The 17,680-nt window shown below is 54.9% G+C and carries 15 protein-coding genes and 3 pseudogenes; 13 read left to right on the top strand and 5 right to left on the bottom strand.

All coding sequences use genetic code 11. The features are described 5' to 3' along the window. Nucleotides 1-192, top strand: a pseudogene (locus tag A9995_RS15355) (IS5/IS1182 family transposase); the annotation flags it as partial. 352 nt (nt 193-544) lie between these two features. Here A9995_RS15355 and A9995_RS15350 read toward each other — a convergent pair. Further along, nucleotides 545-2,863, bottom strand: a complete 2,319-nt coding sequence (locus A9995_RS15350) for an EAL domain-containing protein (protein ID WP_255360166.1) — start codon at nt 2,861-2,863, stop codon at nt 545-547. Nucleotides 2,864-3,770: 907 nt separating this feature from the next. Between A9995_RS15350 and A9995_RS15345 the strand changes: the two genes are divergently transcribed. Both A9995_RS15345 and A9995_RS15340 read left to right on the top strand, forming a co-directional pair. After that, nucleotides 3,771-4,202: a MucR family transcriptional regulator gene (locus A9995_RS15345; protein WP_067614622.1), complete on the top strand. Its 432-nt coding sequence runs from the start codon at nt 3,771-3,773 to the stop codon at nt 4,200-4,202. Between the two features lie 214 nt (nt 4,203-4,416). Next, entirely contained in the window at nt 4,417-4,953 is a 537-nt protein-coding gene (locus A9995_RS15340) for an acyloxyacyl hydrolase (RefSeq protein WP_067614614.1), read from the top strand. A 507-nt stretch (nt 4,954-5,460) separates the two neighbouring features. Here the strand turns inward: A9995_RS15340 and A9995_RS16320 are convergent. Both A9995_RS16320 and A9995_RS16315 read right to left on the bottom strand, forming a co-directional pair. Beyond that, on the bottom strand, nt 5,461-6,093 hold the full coding sequence (locus tag A9995_RS16320; RefSeq protein ID WP_082992807.1) for a thioredoxin domain-containing protein: 633 nt from the start codon (nt 6,091-6,093) through the stop codon (nt 5,461-5,463). A gap of 279 nt (nt 6,094-6,372) precedes the next feature. Next, the gene (locus A9995_RS16315; protein ID WP_082992806.1) at nt 6,373-6,648 is read right to left on the bottom strand and encodes a WGR domain-containing protein; all 276 of its coding nucleotides are present in this window, start codon (nt 6,646-6,648) and stop codon (nt 6,373-6,375) included. A 531-nt stretch (nt 6,649-7,179) separates the two neighbouring features. On the opposite strand from A9995_RS16315, the gene A9995_RS17455 reads away from it, so the two are divergent. Beyond that, nucleotides 7,180-7,755 (top strand): CHAP domain-containing protein, encoded by a 576-nt coding sequence (locus tag A9995_RS17455; protein WP_369815869.1) that lies wholly within the window; start codon nt 7,180-7,182, stop codon nt 7,753-7,755. Nucleotides 7,756-8,423: 668 nt separating this feature from the next. Here the strand turns inward: A9995_RS17455 and A9995_RS15330 are convergent. Together A9995_RS15330 and A9995_RS16310 are read right to left on the bottom strand one after the other, a co-directional pair. Beyond that, complete coding sequence (locus A9995_RS15330) at nt 8,424-9,731, bottom strand: exopolysaccharide biosynthesis polyprenyl glycosylphosphotransferase (RefSeq protein WP_067614610.1); 1,308 nt, start codon at nt 9,729-9,731, stop codon at nt 8,424-8,426. 303 nt (nt 9,732-10,034) lie between these two features. Continuing rightward, the gene (locus tag A9995_RS16310; protein WP_082992809.1) at nt 10,035-10,277 is read right to left on the bottom strand and encodes an XrtV sorting system accessory protein; all 243 of its coding nucleotides are present in this window, start codon (nt 10,275-10,277) and stop codon (nt 10,035-10,037) included. Between the two features lie 79 nt (nt 10,278-10,356). Between A9995_RS16310 and A9995_RS17140 the strand changes: the two genes are divergently transcribed. The 9 genes and pseudogenes from A9995_RS17140 to A9995_RS15320 all read left to right on the top strand — a co-directional run bounded on the left by A9995_RS17140 (nt 10,357) and on the right by A9995_RS15320 (nt 17,502). Further along, entirely contained in the window at nt 10,357-10,572 is a 216-nt protein-coding gene (locus tag A9995_RS17140; protein WP_168157427.1) for a hypothetical protein, read from the top strand. A 750-nt stretch (nt 10,573-11,322) separates the two neighbouring features. After that, a complete protein-coding gene (locus tag A9995_RS17705; RefSeq protein WP_082992805.1) occupies nt 11,323-11,979 on the top strand; it encodes a PEP-CTERM sorting domain-containing protein in 657 nt (218 codons plus the stop codon). After that, a complete protein-coding gene (locus A9995_RS16300; protein ID WP_082992804.1) occupies nt 11,980-12,606 on the top strand; it encodes a L,D-transpeptidase family protein in 627 nt (208 codons plus the stop codon). A gap of 220 nt (nt 12,607-12,826) precedes the next feature. Continuing rightward, nucleotides 12,827-13,515 (top strand): annotated as a pseudogene (locus A9995_RS16295) (IS5 family transposase); the annotation flags it as partial. Between the two features lie 105 nt (nt 13,516-13,620). Next, nucleotides 13,621-13,911, top strand: a pseudogene (locus tag A9995_RS16290) (transposase); the annotation flags it as partial. Between the two features lie 180 nt (nt 13,912-14,091). After that, a complete protein-coding gene (locus tag A9995_RS16870) occupies nt 14,092-14,526 on the top strand; it encodes a hypothetical protein (RefSeq protein WP_145917010.1) in 435 nt (144 codons plus the stop codon). Nucleotides 14,527-15,115: 589 nt separating this feature from the next. Further along, entirely contained in the window at nt 15,116-15,394 is a 279-nt protein-coding gene (locus tag A9995_RS16865) for a hypothetical protein (RefSeq protein ID WP_145917009.1), read from the top strand. Between the two features lie 581 nt (nt 15,395-15,975). Further along, the gene (locus A9995_RS16285; protein WP_082992803.1) at nt 15,976-16,488 is read left to right on the top strand and encodes a CAP domain-containing protein; all 513 of its coding nucleotides are present in this window, start codon (nt 15,976-15,978) and stop codon (nt 16,486-16,488) included. 492 nt (nt 16,489-16,980) lie between these two features. After that, nucleotides 16,981-17,502, top strand: a complete 522-nt coding sequence (locus tag A9995_RS15320) for a PilZ domain-containing protein (RefSeq protein WP_067614606.1) — start codon at nt 16,981-16,983, stop codon at nt 17,500-17,502. Nucleotides 17,503-17,680: the final 178 nt, after the last annotated feature.

Below are 17,680 nucleotides of genomic sequence, written 5' to 3'. Positions count from 1 at the left end.
GTTCGCCGTAAATCCGATCAGGTCGGCTTCGCGGGTCAGCCGAGGCGCTGGGTCGTCGAGCGCTTCTTCGCCTGGATCAACCGAAACCGGCGCCTCGCTAAAGACTTCGAAGCCTCGGTCGCATCGGCCAAAGCCTTCCTTTACGCCGCTTCCATCATGCTGCTCGTCCGCCGTATCGGTCGCTCAGCATGAGTTCTGAAACCGACTCTAAGGCGCTCCGATCTCAGACACTCCGACGATCGCATTGCGATCCCAAACCTGTCTTCAATTAGATAGGCATCAAAGGCAGCGTGCTGCCCCCATACATCGCCGTTTGGGGCGGGAAGATGGAAAACTAAACTTGGGCGCTCAGCCTACCGCTTTGTGCTTTCTTTAAGCGTCAAAAAAGTAAAGCCCCGGCACAGCCAGGGCTTTACGTAACCAGGATCAAAGCGCTTAGCGCGCGCCGAAAAGCGTCCGGAAATATTCCCACATAAGAACCTCCTGTTTGCACATCATGTGCTAACGAGCATGGTTAACAGAGATTAACCATATTGCAAGAGGCTTAAGCCGCGGCGGCTCCCCACGATAGCTTCGGAACCAAGGCTTGCATGGTGATGGGCTTGGAGAAGTGATATCCTTGAGCTTCGTCGCAACCCATCTCACGCAACATCGTCATGATGGTCTGGTTCTCTACGCCCTCGGCGACTGCCCTACGACCGAGCGAATGGATCATCTCGATTGAGGTCTTTACCAGCATCCAGTTTTCATCACTGGCTTCCATGCCCATCACGAAACTCTGGTCTATCTTCACTTCGTCAGCCGGAATTCGGCGCAGATGCTCCAGCGTCGCATGCCCAGTCCCGAAATCATCTATTGAGAGCTGAACACCTATCTTTTTTAAGGCGGAAAGTGTCAAGGCGACACTCCCCTCGTCATAAATCTGGGCTGTTTCCGTAATCTCGAGCACAATATTAGACGCGGGAATCCTGTGAGCTGCAAGGTTCTGCTCTACCACAAACGGGAACAAAGGATCATGCAGATCGAGCGCCGAAATGTTGATTGCGATCATAAACGAAGGATCACGAGCTATAGCCAAGCGAGTCTGACTAAGCGCGCGGTTCAGTACAAAGTTAGTGATCTTGTCCATGCGGCTGTGCGCTTCGGCGATAGCAATGATTTCTGCCGGATTGATTGGGCCTCGAGTAGGGTGAGTCCATCGAAGCAGCGCCTCGGCGCCAACGATAGCGAGAGTTGAAAGCGAAACTTTCGGTTGAAAGGCAACTTCAACCTCCCCGTTCAATATCGCGTGCTCAAGTTCTGAAAGAATCTGGAGGTGCCAATTGCGATCTTCCGGGATCTGCGTTTCGCTGACCCGAAATATTTCGCCGGCGCGAGCAGCATCTTCAGCGCTCTGGATCGCATTCTGCGTTCGCTCGCGCATCGAAGCCTCATAGCTCCTGTCCAAACCTAGCGAGGTGGCGACATCGGGTGCGTGGGCACCGATTGTTATACTTGTACGGAAGATAGCATGAAGCCCCTTCAAGTGGCCCTGCGCGTCAGTAAGCATCGATTTGGGCCGCGTCCAAACGAATGTATCTTTGTGAAAGGCGACCTGCGGATCGGGATTGGTCGCGCGTAACATGAGCAGCGCCTTCTGCAGCAACTGCTCGACTTGTAGTGGAGTTAAGCTGGCTGAGATGATTGCGAAGTTGCGGATTTTAAGCGCAAATACATCCTTGGCTGCAATCATTTTCGATTCGTGCATGGTCTCAATCCGCTGGAGTCCAGTTGCGCCGTAATACGTATTTCGAGCGAGGCGCTGAAGGCGGATGGAAGCTATCAAGAAACAGATAACCCCTGGCATGACGTCAACACTGATGTTGACGCCGTCCAATACGAAGGGAGCAACGAGGAAGCTGGCGCCAGCAAGCAGCGTATACCGTGTTGAAGGCCTCTTTATTCGGGCCTGTGCTACCACTATAACACAAGCGAAGAAAAATATTGGCAGCCATCCAAAATTTGTGGGGAGACCACGCTTGAGCGTCTCTGCCCCGAGAACGTGGAAGTAGACACCTGGGACCTTCTTTACCGCCCAACGATACGGCATGGGATGGAAATCGTTCGACGTATGGCTTGATGGCGCAACCACGACATCACGACCGTCAACGGCGTCCCTAAAACCATCGCCATTTAAAGCGTCAATGTAACTAATTGTAGGGATAGTCGCGTAGTCGATCGCAAAGTCAGGACGATAAAAGCCCTCCCCTTCCTCGAGTCGAGCCAATTCGGCCGATAGCGAGCGGCGTTTCGCGCCAAGTATGGATGTCTTGACGGGGAAACTCGCGGAAAGCCCAAACGGTGCTTCTTGCCCCTCCAGGCTTACAATCTCAACAGAGGATCGGAACCGGGGATGTGGCAGAAGGTCGACCACCGACCCGTCATTTTGCAAAATTTGCGGTAAGGCTCCGACGAAGACCTTTCCCCGGTGCCGTTCGAATGCGGCAACGAGTTTCCGGTCCTCATGGAGGTCGGTAGGGTCCGCATATACACGATCGAAAAATACCCGATTTGCGCCCATCGCGAATAGTCGCTCAAGAAGTTGAGCATCCTGGCCTCTGCTCGGCTCGTTCCCTCCGATCGCATTGAGCGACTTATCATCGAGCAATACCACCAGCACCTCACCATCTGCCGGATGCATTTTCACCGTAGCTCTTAGAGCTCGAAACGCGTCTTCCGCAGGCAGTGGCAGATCTATTGCGCCAGCCACCAGCCCCAGCCCAATTGCCCAAACAACGATGCGCCCGCGCTTGCCAGGTGGCAACGCCGCCCGCTTTCCTCGCCAAGGTGCGAGCCGGTGCGTTACCGCGCGCGCAGGCCTCATGAACCGGCTAAACCGATCTCTCAACATGGCTGCCACAAAGTTTGCCATTCGGTGCGGTGGACTGACCGCTTCCCCTGATCGTGGTTATCGGGGGCCCTTATGGTGCAAATTTACAAACATTTCGTAACTTTGCTTCTGCATCGGATGTTACAACGAATGCCAGACATTCAAAACAGAGCGCGTGATACGCGGGACCAGAGAGCGGTAGCTCACAGACGTCGGACCGTTCAAAAGCTGAGATAAATTTTGAGAAAAAAGAGGGCGGGGCAGCGTGGGGTTCTCAGTAAGGCGCCCCAACCCTTTCTATATGCTAAGAGATGATAAAATTCTCATGCATGGCTACCGCGCTTGTGGTGGCTCGCACTGGCTTGTTTCCAATCCTTCTCGACGAATGGGCGCTGGAGGGTCGCGGTGCAAACGTGACGGCAGGCAGTCTTGACCCGCTCCGGGTAAAAGTTCGCGCTCGGCGCGGTTCGTCCAAGGAATGATCATCCAAATTCCCGACCGGAAGCATTTCGAGCTTCTGCATTCCATTATCCACCGTCGCGGAGTGGATCTTTTGCTGGGGGTTCAGTTACCGAATTTGCCCGAATCTGCGACGTTAGCCATTCCGGTAACGCGCCATAATCTCGGCAATTCGTTATTGCCCATAGCAAACTGTTTTGCCCAGCGCGACGACGCCCGGAATCCACGGGCTGGGTGAGCATCCTTCGATTGAAAATACCACTCCTTTCCCTCCAGTGCAGGCAAGAGACTGGGCCTTGGGCTAAGCGGCAAATCCAGTAACAAAATGTCCCCCGCTCGACTATTCAAGACCTATTCAACCCAGGGAGTATCTACAAAAAATTCCGTTAAGTTATTTTAATTCCGACAAAGTTAGCCTAGAGAGGTGTCGAAGGAGTACAACATGAGTGAACACGCCGACTTGATTGAACTGACGTCCCGGATCGTCGAAGCCCACGTGCAAGGGACTGCGATGGCTTCGAATGATATCCCTGAGCTAATCCGAGAGACCTACGCCGCGCTGGCTGGGCTGGGTCAAAGCGAAGCCGAGCCAGTGGAGGCTAAACCAGAACCAGCGGTGAGTATCCGCAAGAGCCGGGCAGACCGCGCGCATCTCATCAGTTTGATCGACGGGAAAAAATATAAGACGCTCAAGCGCCATCTTGCAAACCATGGTTATACGCCCGAGCGCTATCGCGAGACGTTTGATCTCCCCGCCGATTACCCAATGACCGCGCCTGCATACAGCGAGCGGCGCGCAGCCATGGCCAAAGAGTTTGGTTTGGGGCGTAAGGCCGGGCAGGGGAGTGGTTCGGCAAAGAAATCCTCGGGCTAGGTCTTAAGTCCCACCGAGCGGTAGAACTTTAAATTTACAAAGTCCGGGCCTCCCAGGTCACTGTGGGGCCCGGTATCCGTTCAGGCCTCAAGAGCAAAAACGTCGATGTCTCAACGGAACTGAAGCACCTATTCGATCCCAGACATCTTTCGCCGTCAGCATAGCGAAATTTGAGAATGGGAGGTGTTCAGCCCTGCTCCGAGGAAATTGCCAAATGCAGAGATCCTTGCTGGCCGCCGTGCTTGTCATCGGATTAATCGGGACACCCGCCCAAGCAGGTGAAGTTTTCGGGGGCCTCTATGCTCACGCGGTCGATACGCCATTCACCCTCGACACGGGGGAGGAAGGTGCTGATATCCAAATCGGTGCTCGTACAGAGCCGATCGGCGCCTTAGACTTCCTTGGTAAGCCCTCCGCGCAGGCCTTTGGATCGATCAACACCGCCGGCGACACCAACTTCGTCGCCGCTGGGCTTTCCTGGAAAATCGATGTAGGCCCGATATACGTACGTCCCGGTGTGGGATTGGCGTTGCACGACGCGCCAAATCTTCGCGTTGATATTGTAACGGGCATGCGGACCGATCTGGGCAGCAGGGTCTTGTTTACTCCGGAAATCGCAATAGGAGCCAGCGTGTCATCGCGTGTATCCCTTGAGATGAGCTGGGTCCACATTAGCAACGCGCAAGTGTTTAATTCCGAGCAGAACCCCGGGATTGATATGATCGGACTACGGATGAACGCTCGAATATAACCTGCTATGAGCGAAGTGCGTGGCGACGGCGCTCACTCAGCAGACGAGTTCGTTTGCTAGCGTGCTAAATATCAAATTGCCCGGCTACTGCCTTTGTTCGATAGATTCCCACATAGATGCCCTGACATCGGCAAACTTCGCGAAGCGTTGCTCGAAACTATCTTGTCATCCAGGCAAACTCATCGGACGCGTTTGGTATTAGAAGCGCCACTGATGAGCGCCGCCCCTTCCGAAACCTTTCGCTGGATTTCTCCAGAGCCGCCATCGCGAAAATAACCGGGCTCCATGCCCGAGGGGAGGTTGTCCAAAGGCAGAACGGCGAACACGGGCTCTTAGGGTCTAGGCCTCACCACAAATGTCAACGCGGACTTCGCAAACCTGCGAACATCGAGAACACCGAGACCGAGCTTACGACCACTCAAAGCTGCTTTCAAACCAATGGCGTAAGCAGTTAACCTAAGGACGATCCAAGAGCGCTTGCTGGGTCTATAAGCGCGACGGCTGCACTCAAGGCTCTGCTCGGGCCTGCTTGAAAGCACGAGTAAACTCACGTTCCGTCAAAGCCCCTTCGACCAACAGTGAGCCTATAAGGTATCCTGGAGTGCCTTGGAGGCCAAGTGAGAATGCGTCACGATCATTAGCTTCAAGCTGCCTTACGATCTGCGTCCCATGATCCAACAGGTCAGCTTCCACCTGTTCCCAATTTCCTCCTGCAATTTCAACGGACGTGCGCAAAGCTGTATCGTCTACTTGAGCTGACTTCATCAAAAATCGATGGACGGGAAAATAGACGCCCTGTCGGTGCGCGGCCAAGGCTACCTTTGCCGCTTTCAAGGAAGATTCACCAAAAATTGGCCAATCCTTATAGATCACTCTGACGTCTCCATCTCGTGCTATCGCCCGCTGCAGAGCAGAATCTGCCACTTTGCACGACGGGCATTGGTAATCTGTGAAAATCACAACGGTTAGGTTGCCATCTCCATGCGTCAATTGTGGAGATTCTTTATCCTGAAGGATGAGGTTCGCAGACGCCGAATGAACAATAGATCGCCCAATTGTTCCCGTGTCTTTGAGCAGGTATGAGAACACCGCGCCGAGCATGATAAGTGCAAGCAGTGAAATGAGTTGCCATCGTGTCATGCGCCCAGTCTACAGGGTAAAGCGGGAAACTACGAGGCTCTTCGACTAGGCTATCGCCGGTATGGCGTCTCGATCTCCACGCTACCGCGCCCGATCACTCGACTTCCCCAAAGACCCGACCCTTTCGGTTCCGCGACAGAAATATTTTGTGCAAACTGTTCGAAATCACCGTCGAACGCTGAAGCTCGGTAATTCCAAACCTACAGCTTCGATGGACGCATTTCCGGCAACCAAGCAGCTTTCTAACGAACAACAAGGGAATTTTACTGTGGTAGCAAATCAATGCGACGCTACCGGCCGATAGGAAACACCGATGCGTCGTCCGGCGCTGGCTCTACGACGACGAATGGCCGTCACAAACTCCGCTGCATCTTGCTCGCATTCAAAACTTGTGCGGGTACTTTTCGCCTTCGCGCCAATGCGCCCCCAGCGACGCTCGACGATGGTCCACCCAAAAAGGTCAGAGCTTGCCGTAAGATGGTAGTCACGCGCGATGTTCCGGGTCCGGTCGATAGCTTGAAGGTGTAGGTGAATTTCGGTTTGGTTGGGTTCCATGTGGCGACAATTCCCGCCCTGCCCTTGCCGATCCAACGCATTTCCTGAATCAAATCCGCCAGATTGATTCACGCACTTAATTACTGGGAGCACCGCTCATCGTGCAGCAGGTCGACAAGCAAGCGAAGCTCACTTCGCTGCCTAGAATATTCGTGCGCTAAGTGGCGGGTTGTTGCCGACGCATGCGGTTCAGTTGGATCACCGTTTCCTACGTCCATCTCACAAAAAGGGACTGGAAGCTTTCCACCCAGTTCAAGCCGTCGACGCTGAGCGTCCGCGATCCTAAGATAGGTCAGGCTGACGCCCGGATTTCGCCGAGAGCGGAATTTCACGTGTCGACCCAAAATCTGGACATTCAGAACGTCTTTGCGACGCATTTTAGACATTCATAGGCGGCTGCCCTGATGGGGGATTTCCATGCTGAACTGAACGCTGCCTCCAGCGGAACTAGAAAAAATAATTAGAAGCTGGTCCTTCTAGCTCATTGCCGTTAAAATAACTGTCGCTGGCCGACGAATAGCACGATGTTGCATGCGACTGACCGTCGGGCATTTTGTGATAGGTGGGCGGATCAAAGAAGTGAAAAAAATCCTATCCTTCACTCTCACTGGCTTCGTAATCTTGGCGGCACCTCACGCGTTTGGGCAATCCCTCCCTGCTCTTTCAGTGCGCGCGCCGTCTCCTAGCACTGAACTCCGGCCTTATTTTCGTTCGGAGCCCTTTGCACGCAAAGTCTCGGGGATCCTACTATACGGCGATGCGCACACTTGGTGGGAGCAGGCGAAGAGTCGCTATGCGACCGGAAAGGTGCCGCGGATTGGAGCGGTAATGACGTTCCGACCGCACCGTTCGTTGCGGTTGGGTCATGTCGCGACGGTTAGTCGAGTGCTGGACAACCGCTCCGTGCTACTCGATCACGCCAATTGGTCGCCAATCGACGGTCGGCGCGGTCAAATCGAGCGCAACGCAATAGCGGTGGATGTCTCCCCGGCTAACGATTGGAGCGCGGTCCGTGTCTGGTACCAACCACTTGGGAGCCTGGGCAAAGCCGCATGGCCAGTCGAAGGCTTCATTTTTTCTAATCGCGTGGGCACGCCATCGCAATGAGGGCGAGGGATATCCAATAAACGACGGATTTCAACGGGATAAATGCGCCTGAAACTCGAACGAACGCCGCGAGAATGGCAAAAAACAGAGGGGATCGCTGCAAAAACTAGCGCGAGCTCAACCGTCGGCTGAGCGGCTCGGAGCTCCAACAAGGCGCCATCAACGTCAATTATTCCAGAGGTCCCGTCAGGCTTCGGTGAGTGTAGAGCATGGCTCTGCTTCGTTTCAGATGCGATTATGAAAGTAGCTCCTTGAGCGCTTCGACAGCAAGGCAACTGAACTGTGAAGAGGTCCGCGACACCGCCCGCTCCTGCGTAACCCCAACGGATCGACGCCATGGGGGATCGCGTTTCAAGCCCGCTAAATAAGCAAGGCAGGGCCGACATGCCTTTCCAATATCGATATGAGGGCATCGTGATCCGCACCCGGGCCCTGTAGAAATAATCGCAGGACCTTCAGCGCAGCGGGAACCTACGCCGGCACTGGTGACCCAACAATGCCTATCCGCTTGTTTCAGACCCCATCCGGTGATCATGGGGTGCTGGCAGGGTCAGCTGCCGCTCCAAACCATCGCCGCTTTGGCGAGACGCCATTCGGCATAACTTGCGCACCTGCTTTCCGCAGCTACAGATTGGCACCGACGAGCCATCCTGGCGTTGGCCAAGGCGTCAAAATGCATTCTTGTGAATCATTACGCGAAAAGTGCGTAGGATGATGAGAAAATCATTCGAAAGCGACCAATTCTCAACATACTCAAGATCGGCACGTACGCGCATGTCCAGATCTTCGATAGTCTCTGTCGCCCCTCGATGACCCCTTACCTGCGCCAAGCCAGTTATACCAGGCTTTAGGGCGTGCCTTGCCCAGTAATGGGTGCTGGCTTCCCAAAACAGCGTGTTCCCTGCGAGAGATCCGAGCGCGTGCGGCCTTGGTCCGACGATACTCATATCTCCAATTATGACATTCAATAGCTGTGGCAATTCATCAATACTTGTCCGTCTAATGAATTTACCGATCCGTGTGACACGAAGGTCAGCTCGCCCTGCAGATTGTGTTCCGTTTGAATCGCTAGCATCTGCTCGCATGGACCGGAACTTGTAGATGGTGAAATGACGATTCCCCTGCCCCACCCGCACTTGGTGAAACAGGGCCGGCCCGGGACTTTCAATCTTTATCAGAATGGCGACTAGCACCATCAGAGGGAAAAGGACGATTAGTGCGATAATGGCAGTGACGAGGTCGAGCACACGTTTACTAAATCTATTTGCGAGACTTATCGGCCCCCGCGAGAGCACCAGCGTATCGCGGTCGCCATGTTGTCCGATGGCGATTGCACCACGGAGAATGTCACGGTCCAAAAGAATCTCGCCACCGACGTCATGCCCCTTCAGGTAGGTCGACCACAGGTCTCGATCTTCAAATTGGCAGGCTATGACGACCCGATCGTAGGGAGCAATGATGCGAGAAAGTGCATCCATGACGGCGGGGTTACCCAGATCCGGGCGCAAATGAATTGCTTCAAGATCGACCACATCCATCTGGTGTGCGGGACGAGCCGCGAGGCCATCCAGCACGAGAAGTCGCGCTATCGCCGCCCCCTTCATCCAGCGATGGAAAAGATAATCTATTATCAGCTTGTTAACTACGATAAAGATGGCGGAGGCGGCAAAGGTTGCCACAAAACCCAAGCGCGAAATGTCCTCGATTTTCAATAAGAACGAAATCGCCACAATTACGAATGCAGATCCGAAAAGTGCCCCGAAAGCGCGACGCACAGCGAGCGATCGACTTTCCAGCGCCTCCACCGACTGAGCCTCGCGCGCGATTGAGAGCATGAGGAAGACGGGTAGAGCGATGACTAATATGGAAGGTCCGCCTGCGTCGAGCCAAACAGCATCTCTCAACTCCCGCGCTAACAAGTACCCCCCTCCAAGCGCCAAGCAATCCAAAGCTATGGAAAGCGCATAGAGAACCATTCGCTTTTCACGAGCATGCAATCCCGGCCGTCGCTGAGCCGAATTATCGCACTCTGGGGATAGGCCACTCTGAGCGTTCAATGAATCCTCGGCGCTGTTGGTACTCGGGCTCTGCGTGGTTCAGCAACGTTGCTGTAGTGTTAAAGGCAGAACACATATCATGGGCATGCCAGAACGTTCCGCCTTTCAAATAAACGCGGAAACCATAACATTAAAAAGGAGTCCTTACAGATAAAAACCGACCTCGACCCTGTAATGCGTATGGACCGCATTCCAGTTAGAGCGGAAGCGGGGTTGGCCGATTTAAGGCCTTGATATTCGGGGCTTTAAAACGGCAAACACGTAGAGTGCCACGGCAGCTATTATAACTGCAGCGACCCAATGCACCTCTTCATTGCCGAAGTAGTTTGCCACTGCCAACCCGATTGCTGGGGGGGCGTACTGCCATAATTTGTCACGCGGCTCTTCTTCAGACGACCTCTGCAGCATCAGCGTAACAAGCCCTGCAAAGCAAAAAACCGTGAACCAATCCCAAAAGGTTTCCAACGTCAACACTCCTTCCCGTTGGGGCCTCTGTACAGCAGGAACAGAACTTGGCGACACCTCAAATTAGGGTGACGGTAAAGTGAACCGCACTGGGACACCGGTCGGATTGGCCGCCCTCCACAACGATGTCGATCCGCAAACCTGGCGGGCCAATGTCCTCGTCCATAAGGCAAAACACCTCGTCCAGCGCCTCGCCGAACTTTTTCACTCGAACGGGCGCATGGGCGATCGGGTGCTATCCTTCGCGGCGCCCACACATGCCCCGGAAGATCCGGCCGCAGGCGTATTGGCGTAGCGGCCAAACTGTTTCGCCAGAGCGAGAATGCGCTAGGGTAGTGTCTGACCATCATCGGCACCTTGCGCAGCTTCGATCGATGCTAACCAAGCACACCGCGGACCCGCCGCGCAGCAGCTCGAGAACGCCCTCGACAACCAACCGGTCCGGCAGTCTGCGAGGTCAGCCAGTTTGCGGTGGCGGAGAAAAAAAGGGCTCCGCAAGCGCCCATTCGCCATCGACGAATGCATTTGGCAAGGTTAGGTTTGCGCAAATGATGCGCACGGGTGGCATCGGTCCGCTTCGCTGATCGCCGGAAGCTCTTTTCAAAACCTTCTCGAAGCGAGACGGTATAAACCAAGATCGACGACGAGAGTGCCGAGTCACGCCAACCCGTTGATATAAATAAATTAGTTCGTGGTCGGGCCCTCAACACCATTTGCTGATACTGCAATTGCAAAAAGGCTTTTCGGTTGGAACGCATGGGTGCGCTTGCACTTCGGTGACCGGATTTGCGGCCCCCGTTTGCTTGTGAGAGTTGGTCCAATCCCGTCCTATGGTGGCATGTTGAAGCACCTTTCATCGTTAGCCTTGGAAACTAACCTCACTCGACGCGTTTTGGCGTAATCAGCACGCATGGCCACCCGGATCCTGTGAGTTATAAAGCCGCGGTTTGGTTTCTGAATTTTCTGGTTCACCATGGTACATACTTTTGATTAACCTTGTGCGGACGTTATATGAAGTGCAACGGAGGCGCAGGAAGGCCTTAAAATGGAACGCTCATTTTTGACGATCAACCGGCGAACCACGGGAGTGGCAATTGGGATCCTCGTGGGTGCGGGTTCAATTGCGCTATGGGCCAGTAACACCGAGCTGAGCGACTCGGGCTCCTCTATTGGCGATTCCGTTGCGAATATTGCAAGTTTGCTGGACGCACGTTCGCCTGGTGAACGTACAAAGGCCGAGCTCTCCAAAACGAAGCGGTCAAGCGACGCTGCCAGCTCGCTGGCCGAGCCAGCAGATTTGGTGACCGAGCGCGTGCTCGGCAAAGTGTTTTCACCGGCCACAAACGATCACTTGGTGATAACTCCGGAAGAGTTGATGGCTCTGACTCCCTTGGGAGTTCCTCTTGCCCAATTTCCAGATGGCGATGTCGCTCCGCGTGCGCCAACCTTTTTGGGAGGGCCTCTGCCGGTGAGCGGAGGCGGCTTGGGTCCGGGTTTCATTTCCGGAGGTAGCTCAAGCGGAGGTGGAAATGGAGGAGGCGGTAGCAGTGGTGGCGGAGGCGAGGGTCAGCCGCCCGCTCCGCCAGAGCAAATTCCTGCCGTTCCAGAACCATCTGCGTGGGTCCTCATGCTTATGGGGGCTGCAATGTGTGGTGCGTCAATGCGGCGCCAGAGGCGTTTGCAACGTCAGGCGATAGCTTAAATGCGCTTTCAGTATCTAGTATTCTTGATTTCCGCAGTTGCACTTGGAATTTTCGGACAAGAGGCGTGGTCCCGCGCCGATGGTGCGACTAAGGTATCACCTCCGGAGGCTCAGGCTTCTTTGCAAACCGGCTCCCGCTTGTTCTTGAGCCCCGATGAAAGTCACCGCGCTGCATCGCAGGGGCTCGTGCCGCGGGGAACGCAGTCCATTCTCAATGTCCGCAAGCGTTTGCGTTACGGAGATTTTGTCTGGAATAATAACGACACTCCGGGCCCCCTCGTTGTTCGCGTCAATCTCGACACCCAACTCATCTCAGCGTTTCGCGGGGGACATGAGATAGGTACCGCAGTCATCCTGTATGGTGTAGATGGGCATGAGACACCACTGGGTCGCTTTCCAATCGTAGCAAAGCTGAAAGATCATCACTCGGCAACCTACGATGCACCGATGCCATTTACGCTTCGTTTGACCAGTGATGGTGTGGCGGTTCACGGAAGCAAGGTTCGATGGGGAGCCGCAACTCACGGTTGCATTGGCGTGCCTTTGGAGTTTGCCCAGAACCTCTTCCACGAAGCGAGCGTGGGCGATGTTGTTGAGATTATCAGGGGCCGCGAAAAAGACCTCTAACAGTCCCGACCAAAACTGTTTCCCATCGCCTCCGCGTTGAGCCTGGACCTCAGTGGTTCTTTCACCGCAACAAAATCTATAACACCTTCGAGTTTATTGCCGCCGCCTTCACTCGCTGCATTACGTAACTCGCTCTTAGGGTCCAGACCCAATTAGCTTCTTGAAAAGCGTCGTGCACATTGATTCAAGGGTTCTCCACTGGATATGGAGGTTCCTGCATATGTCGCGTTCGTTGTTCTGGCTGTCGGATGAAGCGTGGGCAGCCATTGAGCCGCATTTGCCAAAGAACCAGCCAGGCGCCCGGCGGGTGGATGATCGGCGAGTGATATCGGGCATTTTGCATGTGTCGAAGGTGGGCTGCCGCTGGTGCGATTGTCCCGCCGAATACGGACCGTCGACGACGGTCTACAATCGGTTCAACCGGTGGTCTCGCCGCGGCTTTTGGTTGAAGTTGCTCAATGCCCTGGTCGATGCTGGAGCCGTGACACGCAGCACCGCTATCGACAGCACCTACATCAAAGCGCAGCGTTCGGCGTTCGGAGGAAAAAGGGGCATTCGGTCCAGGCGATCGGGCGATCGCGCGGTGGCTGGACCACCAAGATCCACGCTCTCACCGACGTCATTGGCCGCCCCTTTGCGCTGATGCTGACGCCGGGCAACGTCAGCGACGTGGCCGCCGCTCCCGCCCTTCTCGAACGCGCCAGCGGGATGCGCTATCTGCTCGGTGACAAAGGCTATGATGCAGATCGGCTGCGGCGTTCGCTACGCAAAACCGGAACCACTCCGATCATCCCGGACCGACAAACCGCAAGCGCACAATCCGCTACTAAGCAGCGATATCGCGACCGCCACCTCGTTGAAACTGCCTTCTGCCGCCTCAAGGACTTCCGCCGTATCGCGACCCGCTGCAACAAGCTTGCCGCCAACTTCCTATCCGGTGTGGCGCTCGCCACTGCCGTCGCCTTCTGGCTCTGGTTCAGTCTGGACCCTAGCCTAACTCGGCGGATCAGAAAACCGAGCAAGCCAATGCAGAACGGCTTCTGCGAGAGCTTTAACGGCCGGATGCGCGACGCGCTTCTCAACGAGACCCTGTTCCTCAGCCTTGCTCATGCCCGGGTTCTGGCCGCGGCTTGGGTCGAGGATTACAACCGGGAGAGACAGCACTCGGCCCTTGGCTACGCAACCCCGGCGGCGTTCACCGCCGAACTGAATAAGCAATGGCCTGCTTCGCTACGCCCTACGGGCTCCGCTACGCAGCCCATTGCTTCAACCGCGCTCATGCGCAACAAAGCCGCCCGACTCTAACCCCCAGCTGGAGGGAAGCTGGGGGTCACGTCACGGCCGAAGCTCATCAAAGGGTGATCGCGAAGAAGGCGAGCGAGGTGCAGATGTGCCGAAATGGATCGGCTAAATACTAAACGGAACTCCTGCAGGAAGCTCTGGTTATAGTCGTCTGAATAGCAGTGGCCTACTCGAGGACACCAGATGGAAAAACTGGCTTTCGGATATAATTGCGATCACGGGTTTGATGACGACAGCCGGGCTTCCGATGGCTTCGGTTGGTTTTATGTGTCAGCCAAAGAGAACGGGAAACCTTGTCGAGCGCGCTTCTGGGCTGATCGCTCGCGAATGAATGCTTTCGCCACAGCCATCCTTAATCAGGCCAAGAGCGCAAGGTTTCCACTCGAGACCCATTGGGATGATGAACAGGATGGCCGCGCTTTTCACCTGACGATCTCTGAGTGTGTAACGTCGGCCGATCTGAAGGTGCACCTACGAGTAGACCGCTGTGGCACCAGAGGAGGAGAAGTCCTTTGCTGCGCATTTACGACCAGCAAAATCGGCCTGCGGACATTCAACGATGCGATGACTGATATGATAAACCAAAGATGCGCGAAGGCGACATTGAGCGGTTGGTAGAGTCTATATCCCCTATCAGATAATCTCGAAGCGAACGATCGAACCTCGCCCCGAGTGGATCGGCGCTAAAGCTGCGGGTTACATTGTCGACCACACGATTAGGGCCATCAACTCAATTACCATGCAGCCTAGGCAATTCCGAACGTTCAAGCTTTCAGGCCCAGCACATAGACCGTCGTCAAACGCCCCCTGCGACGCTCTTTCACGGCTGACATTAGCTCCCGGCAATGGCGCGGTCCCTAGCTGGCACGGATCCACCCACTCTCGCCGAACTCGTAAATCACCTGGTCGAACGTGCAGTTGGCTGCGATCCAGCGGCTAGCAGCTATGTTGCTCTCGCCGGCCACGGTGGAGTCCGCCTCTTCGCCGCTGGAATGCTGGCTGATAGAGTTAGACCAGCGGCGCCTTCATTTGGTTTGAGGCTCCAATCAAACATAGGAGACGACAATTTTTTGCCTGCGTGGCCCGACGACATCTAACTCAACCGCCCGAAGAGAAAAATTATCAAAGTGTCTCAGTATGGGGACCACACAAATCCTCTGACGTACGCCGCCTAGATGAGCGTATTCCAACATGAGCAGGGGGGAATATGCTTCAACATTTTGCATGGCTCGGTTGCGCTTATTTCCTCGTGAAAGCATGCGAAATCGCTGCTAACAAGGCCAATCGCAATGAGGATGGTAAGCTCAGCGCGCCTGCATTGGGAGCCATCTGGATGGCTGGCGCTTCAGTGGGTGTCTTTGCCCTTTTATATAGCGCTCAAGCGGCATCGATTTCTCCAAGCTTAAGCCGGCCATTAGAAAGCACAGCGCTCGAAAGTCCCGACGTTTGTCTCCAAGCAGTTGAGAACATGCTAGAATCAGGCTGAATTGATGTTAAAGTTGAAGGTGACCTTGCGAAAAGCCTCTGGCGGTCTGGGCTCTTGGCTTGGCATTCTGGCCGTGAACGGTTCGAACGGGGGTTCAATCCTGTCGGAGCTTACGTCATTCGAGCTGTAGAGCCTTGCCAACCGTCTCCGCTCCGCCACATCCTGACCCAAGCATTACAAAGGCCGCCCAATCGTCCCTCCGCCTTTGTCCGACGGCTTCTGCCTCCCGATGGCTCGGGCAGGCCAGAGGGCCTAAACGACATGTCAGAGTGCAGCTGAGCTCTGGCAGCGTCAAGATGCTAATAGGGAGCTGGTTGGAGGGTCCATGAACTTGGAGTACCGCAGCCGGGCCTGAAGGACGTGGGCGGCAATATTGACATGGTCGGGGTGCCGCGGATCGATATGTTCAGCGAAGTCCCGCCAAAGGAACCCCTCAGCTAACAGTCGGAGATCCCGCTTATGCCCGCGCAGGGCAATACCAATCGATACCGTAACTCGCCCCCTCTCTGCGCAAGGCCGCCGTCAATCATTCCTTGAGATTCTGAGGCCACATACTTCGAGCGAGACTCGGAGGATGAAACGTGACGACTACGAAAAAGGCAGGAGGATTGCTTCTCTTTGCTTCTCTGCTCCTTGTCGGAGCGAGGGCACCGGCAGATTTTGAAACCAATATTTTGGCAGCGCACAACCTTGAGCGTAGTCGACTCGGGCTGAAACCGCTGAATTGGAATGATGAATTGGCACACGGCGCGAAACAGTGGTCGGAATATCTAGCAGCTACCGGACGGTTTGAGCATTCGCCCGACGAGCCTAATCAACCCAGAATCGGTGAAAACATTTGGGGCGGCACACCGGGGAGGTTTGGGACGCGAAGAAAGGTTGCCGCATGGATCGCAGAGAAACGCCACTTTAAACCTGGCGTATTCCCTGCCAACAGCACCACGACGAGGGTTGAGGACGTAAGCCACTATACTCAGATAATTTGGAGGGACACTCATGAGGTGGGCTGCTCGGTAAGCCGAGGCAAACATGAAGAAATCTTGGTGTGCCGTTACCATTCTCCCGGGAATGTGATCGGAACCAGGCCAATATGAACGCAAATCTGGGCAAGGTCCTTGCGTTTCAGGCCTAGGCGTCGAAGGCGCATTGATCTGATGCCACCACCTCAATGATAGCCATTGGTCACTTAAGTAAATTATTTGACGGCGTTGCTCGGCGCTAGGTTTGTTATTGAGCAAAAATAATCAACGAATCTCAACTAGTACAAACTACAGAATATACCCTCCTAACAGATTTCTTCGCTGTGATTGAAGCATCCACTTTCCAATTTTGGAACACCTCGCGGTGTCATTTCTTGGTAAGGTATCATTATGCTTAGAGGCACAACGCATTAAGTTTCCTGATCCAACGGCTACAACAAGCACCCCCTCAACCGACGTGCTTTTCAAATTAGGCGGGGGCATCGTAGATTCCGTCGAGGGGTGAGGGCGTCAAAGACTTACCCCACATTTAGTGCGACGCTCGCTCACGTGCGAACCATTCGTTAACGAATATTCTTCATATCCCTTCCTCTAAGGGGAATCCGCATGCATCTGAAGGCCGTTCTTCGAGCACCCGCATCGGGGGATGACATCGTTTCGCGCGGGGCGGCCGAAGGCTTACAGCGTCGGTTCGCTCAAAGACGCTCGCTTGAACTTTCTGCGGTTGCGAACTCTCCAGAAGCCGGAGAGACCCAGGTTCTCGTTCGCGACATCTCCCCGGGTGGCCTTCTAATTGAAGCCGAAGCGCCGACGCTTTGCGTGGAAGACTGGATAGAGGTTCACTTGCCGAATATCGGGATCGCTCAAGCGCGTGTGGTTTGGGCAAGCGGCCGCTTTTTTGGGTGCGAATTCAACGCCTCGATCCCGACATCGACCATCAGTGCGGCCCTCCTCAAGGCTAAACCTCCAACTTCCAAGGTGGAGCAGGTTTTCGCTGGAAGCAACGCCAATCATTTCGAGCCCAAACGAGCCCATCTCGAGCCGGCCCTTAATTTCTCTTTCGCATTCTTTATGGCGTTCGCTCTTTGGGCCTTAATCGCTATGGCGGCCTACCTGCTGACTCGCTGAGCTGTGCCTATACCTCCATTGTTTAAAACCGTGAGAAACTGCTCCGCGTCCGCGAACGCAGTCTCTTTGCCCGCCACGGGCGTGTTCCTCAGAATTGGTCAAAATTGAGAGCGGAAGGCGCCGGGCATCGCGATGCCCGGCGCCTTACTCACCTGGTGTGACCCCCTGGGCCGGCCCG

The organism is Erythrobacter sp. QSSC1-22B, from assembly GCF_001678665.1.
In the GTDB taxonomy this organism is placed as follows: Bacteria; Pseudomonadota; Alphaproteobacteria; order Sphingomonadales; family Sphingomonadaceae; genus Qipengyuania.
The sequence above is the reverse complement of the archived record's forward strand: the minus strand, read 5'-3'. Positions and strand labels throughout refer to the sequence as shown.

Bases quoted from the DNA above. Each gene is read 5' to 3' on its own strand.
- A9995_RS15350 (WP_255360166.1), bottom strand. From the start codon at position 2,863: ATGAGGCCTGCGCGCGCGGTAACGCACCGGCTCGCACCTTGGCGAGGA.
- A9995_RS15345 (WP_067614622.1), top strand. From the start codon at position 3,771: ATGAGTGAACACGCCGACTTGATTGAACTGACGTCCCGGATCGTCGAA.
- A9995_RS15340 (WP_067614614.1), top strand. From the start codon at position 4,417: ATGCAGAGATCCTTGCTGGCCGCCGTGCTTGTCATCGGATTAATCGGG.
- A9995_RS16320 (WP_082992807.1), bottom strand. From the start codon at position 6,093: ATGACACGATGGCAACTCATTTCACTGCTTGCACTTATCATGCTCGGC.
- A9995_RS16315 (WP_082992806.1), bottom strand. From the start codon at position 6,648: ATGGAACCCAACCAAACCGAAATTCACCTACACCTTCAAGCTATCGAC.
- A9995_RS17455 (WP_369815869.1), top strand. From the start codon at position 7,180: ATGCGACTGACCGTCGGGCATTTTGTGATAGGTGGGCGGATCAAAGAA.
- A9995_RS15330 (WP_067614610.1), bottom strand. From the start codon at position 9,731: ATGGTTCTCTATGCGCTTTCCATAGCTTTGGATTGCTTGGCGCTTGGA.
- A9995_RS17705 (WP_082992805.1), top strand. From the start codon at position 11,323: ATGGAACGCTCATTTTTGACGATCAACCGGCGAACCACGGGAGTGGCA.
- A9995_RS16300 (WP_082992804.1), top strand. From the start codon at position 11,980: ATGCGCTTTCAGTATCTAGTATTCTTGATTTCCGCAGTTGCACTTGGA.
- A9995_RS16870 (WP_145917010.1), top strand. From the start codon at position 14,092: ATGGAAAAACTGGCTTTCGGATATAATTGCGATCACGGGTTTGATGAC.
- A9995_RS16865 (WP_145917009.1), top strand. From the start codon at position 15,116: ATGCTTCAACATTTTGCATGGCTCGGTTGCGCTTATTTCCTCGTGAAA.
- A9995_RS15320 (WP_067614606.1), top strand. From the start codon at position 16,981: ATGCATCTGAAGGCCGTTCTTCGAGCACCCGCATCGGGGGATGACATC.